Below are 3317 nucleotides of genomic sequence, written 5' to 3' on the forward strand. Positions count from 1 at the left end.
GGAGTTCCTGTTGGCGTCGACGGAGGACCCGAGCCTGCTGGTCCCCGCCGAGCAGGTGTGGAACGACGACGGCAGCCTGCGCCGGTGGCTGGACCGACCGCAGGAGCTGCTGCTGACCGAGCTGGGCCGGGCCAGCCGGATCTTCCCGGAGCTCGCGCCGGCCCTGCGCACCGCGCGCCCGTCCGAACTCACGCTCGACGCCGACGGCGCCTACCGGTTCCTGTCGGGCACGGCCGCGGTGCTCGACGAGGCCGGGTTCGGGGTGTTGCTGCCGTCCTGGTGGGACCGGCGCCGCAAGTTGGGGCTGGCCCTGTCCGCGCACACTCCGGTCGACGGGGTGGTGATCAAGGCCAGCAAGTTCGGTCGCAACCAGCTCGTCGAGTTCCGCTGGGAGCTGGCCGTCGGCGACGACACGCTCACCGAGGACGAAATCGCGGTGCTCGCCGAGACCAAGGCCCCCTTGATCCGGCTGCGCGGCCAGTGGGTGGCGCTGGATCCAGAGCAGCTGCGCCGCGGGCTGGAGTTCTTAAAGCGCGAGCCATCCGGCCGCAAGACCGCGGCCGAGATCCTCGCGCTGGCCGCCAGCCACCCCGACGACATCGACACCCCGCTCGAGGTCACTGCCGTGCGCGCCGACGGGTGGCTCGGGGACCTGCTCAGCGGGGCCGCCGCACAGTCGCTGCGGCCACTCGAGCCGCCGGACGGATTCACCGCGACGCTGCGTCCCTACCAGCAGCGCGGCCTGTCGTGGCTGGCGTTCCTGTCCTCGCTCGGCTTGGGCAGCTGCCTGGGTGACGACATGGGCCTGGGTAAGACCGTTCAGCTGCTGGCCGTGGAAACCCTTCAGCGACACCAGGATCGCGACGTCGGCCCCACGTTGCTACTGTGCCCGATGTCATTGGTCGGCAACTGGCAGAAGGAGGCGGCGAAGTTCGCGCCCGGCCTGCGCGTGTATGCGCATCACGGTGGTGCGCGGCTGCACGGTGACGCGCTGCGTGAATTCCTCGAGCAAACCGACCTGATCGTCAGCACCTACACCACGGCCACCCGCGACATCGACGAGCTGGCCGGCTACGAGTGGAACCGGGTGGTGCTGGACGAGGCGCAGGCGGTGAAGAACAACCTGTCGCGGGCGGCCAAGGCGGTGCGGCAGTTGCGGGCGGGGCACCGGGTGGCGCTGACCGGGACGCCGATGGAGAACCGGCTCGCCGAGCTGTGGTCGATCATGGACTTCCTTAACCCCGGTCTGCTCGGATCCTCCGAACGGTTCCGCACCCGCTACGCGATCCCGATCGAACGGCACGGGCAGACCGAGCCGGCCGAGCGGCTGCGCGCGGTTACCCGGCCCTACATCCTGCGCCGGGTCAAGACCGACCCGGCGATCATCGACGACCTGCCGGAAAAGATCGAGATCAAGCAGTACTGTCAGCTCACCGCCGAGCAGGCCTCGCTGTATCAGGCCGTTGTCGACGACATGATCGACAAGATCGAGAACACCGAGGGGATCGAGCGGCGTGGCAATGTGCTGGCCGCGATGGCCAAGCTCAAGCAGGTGTGCAACCACCCGGCGCAGCTGCTGCACGATCGCTCGCCCGTCGGACGCAGGTCGGGGAAGGTGATTCGGCTCGAGGAGATCCTGGACGAGATCCTCGCCGAGGGCGACCGGGTGCTGTGCTTCACTCAGTTCACCGAGTTCGCCGAGCTGCTGGTGCCGCACCTGGCCGCGAGGTTCGGCCGCGACGTCGCCTACCTGCACGGTGGCACCCCAAAGCAGCGGCGCGATGAGATGGTGGCCCGCTTCCAGTCCGGGGACGGGCCGTCCATCTTCCTGCTGTCGTTGAAGGCGGGCGGCACCGGGCTGAACCTCACCGCGGCCAATCATGTTGTGCACCTGGACCGGTGGTGGAATCCCGCGGTGGAGAACCAGGCGACAGACCGGGCATTCCGGATCGGACAGCGGCGCACGGTGCAGGTGCGCAAGTTCATCTGCACAGGCACGCTCGAGGAGAAGATCGACGAGATGATCGAGGAGAAGAAGGCGTTGGCCGACCTGGTGGTCACCGACGGCGAAGGCTGGCTGACCGAGTTGTCCACCCGCGATCTCCGCGAGGTGTTCGCGCTGTCCGAGGGAGCCGTCGGTGAATAACAGCTGGTATCCGCCACCGTCGCGGCCCCGCCCCGTGCAGGGTGGGCTCAAGGTGCGCAGCGTGCGCGGCGCGATCGCGCGGACCTGGTGGTCGGGGCGGTTCATTGCGGTACTGGAGGACATCGGCCTGGGCAACCGGCTCCAGCGCGGCCGCAGCTACGCGCGCAAGGGGCAGGTGATCTCGCTCGAGGTGGATCCGGGCTCGGTCACTGCCGAGGTGCAGGGCAGCAGGGCCCGGCCGTACCGGATCCGGATCGGGATCCCGGCGTTCGGCAAGTCCGACTGGGCCCGCATCGAGCGGAGCCTGGCTGACAATGCCTGGTACGCCGCCAAACTGCTGTCCGGCGAGATGCCCGACGACATCGAGGACGTCTTCGCCGGACAAGGCCTGTCGTTGTTTCCCGTCACCGCCCGGGAGTTGTCGCTGGACTGCTCCTGTCCCGATCACGCCGTCCCGTGCAAGCACCTTGCCGCCACCTTCTACTTGCTCGCCGAGTCCTTCGACGACGACCCGTTCGCCATCCTGGCGTGGCGTGGCCGCGAGCGCGAGGACCTCCTGGCCAACCTGGCCGCCGCCCGCACCGAAGGAGCGCCGGCCGCCGACCGCGCCGAACACGCGGCCCGACCGCTCGCCGACTGCCTGGACACCTATTACGACTGGCAAGCCGACGTGACAGTCGCCAGCCCGCCGGCGACGCCATCGACAGCGCTGCTCGATCAGCTGCCCGACACCGGCGTCGTCGCCCGCGGACGGCCGCTGACCGAACTGCTGCGACCCGCCTATGACGCCCTCGGACGCGGTGGCCAGGCCGAACTCGCATACGAGTCTGCTCCCGGCAGATCGGTTCAGACGGGGACGGGCCGGCCGTAACCAGGCAGCAGAAGATCCGCGCGAGTCGAGTTGGCGATCTTGCGTTGTACGTTGCGGAGCAGCGCTACGGCGGTGGCGTCGGGGATGCCGGTTAGAGGCAACCACGCGGTACCGGGTGCTCTAAGGGGGCATACTAACGACTTTTCACCAACCTCAAATGCCTATGCCGAAAACACTTGACGTCTGCGACTTTCTCCTTGAAAACCTACTATTCGGCTAGCGCAACCAGCGGCGGCGGAGTGCCGTCGTCTTCCAGAGAAAAGGAATCCCAACATGAAGACGAGAGTATTGATGGCCACG

The 3317-nt window shown here is 68.2% G+C and carries 2 protein-coding genes; both read left to right on the forward strand.

Annotated features, from left to right (window positions below; genetic code table 11):
• On the forward strand, window positions 1-2146 hold a 2146-nt coding region (locus ACLQI9_RS14890; protein ID WP_442391834.1), incomplete at its 5' end, for a DEAD/DEAH box helicase.
• Window positions 2139-3017, forward strand: a complete 879-nt coding sequence (locus ACLQI9_RS14895) for an SWIM zinc finger family protein (protein ID WP_442391835.1) — start codon at window positions 2139-2141, stop codon at window positions 3015-3017. The genes ACLQI9_RS14890 and ACLQI9_RS14895, both read left to right, overlap by 8 nt.
• The last annotated feature ends 300 nt before the right edge of the window (window positions 3018-3317 follow it).

Origin of the sequence: Mycobacterium sp. (assembly GCF_052143115.1) — a bacterium.
In the GTDB taxonomy this organism is placed as follows: domain Bacteria; phylum Actinomycetota; class Actinomycetes; order Mycobacteriales; family Mycobacteriaceae; genus Mycobacterium.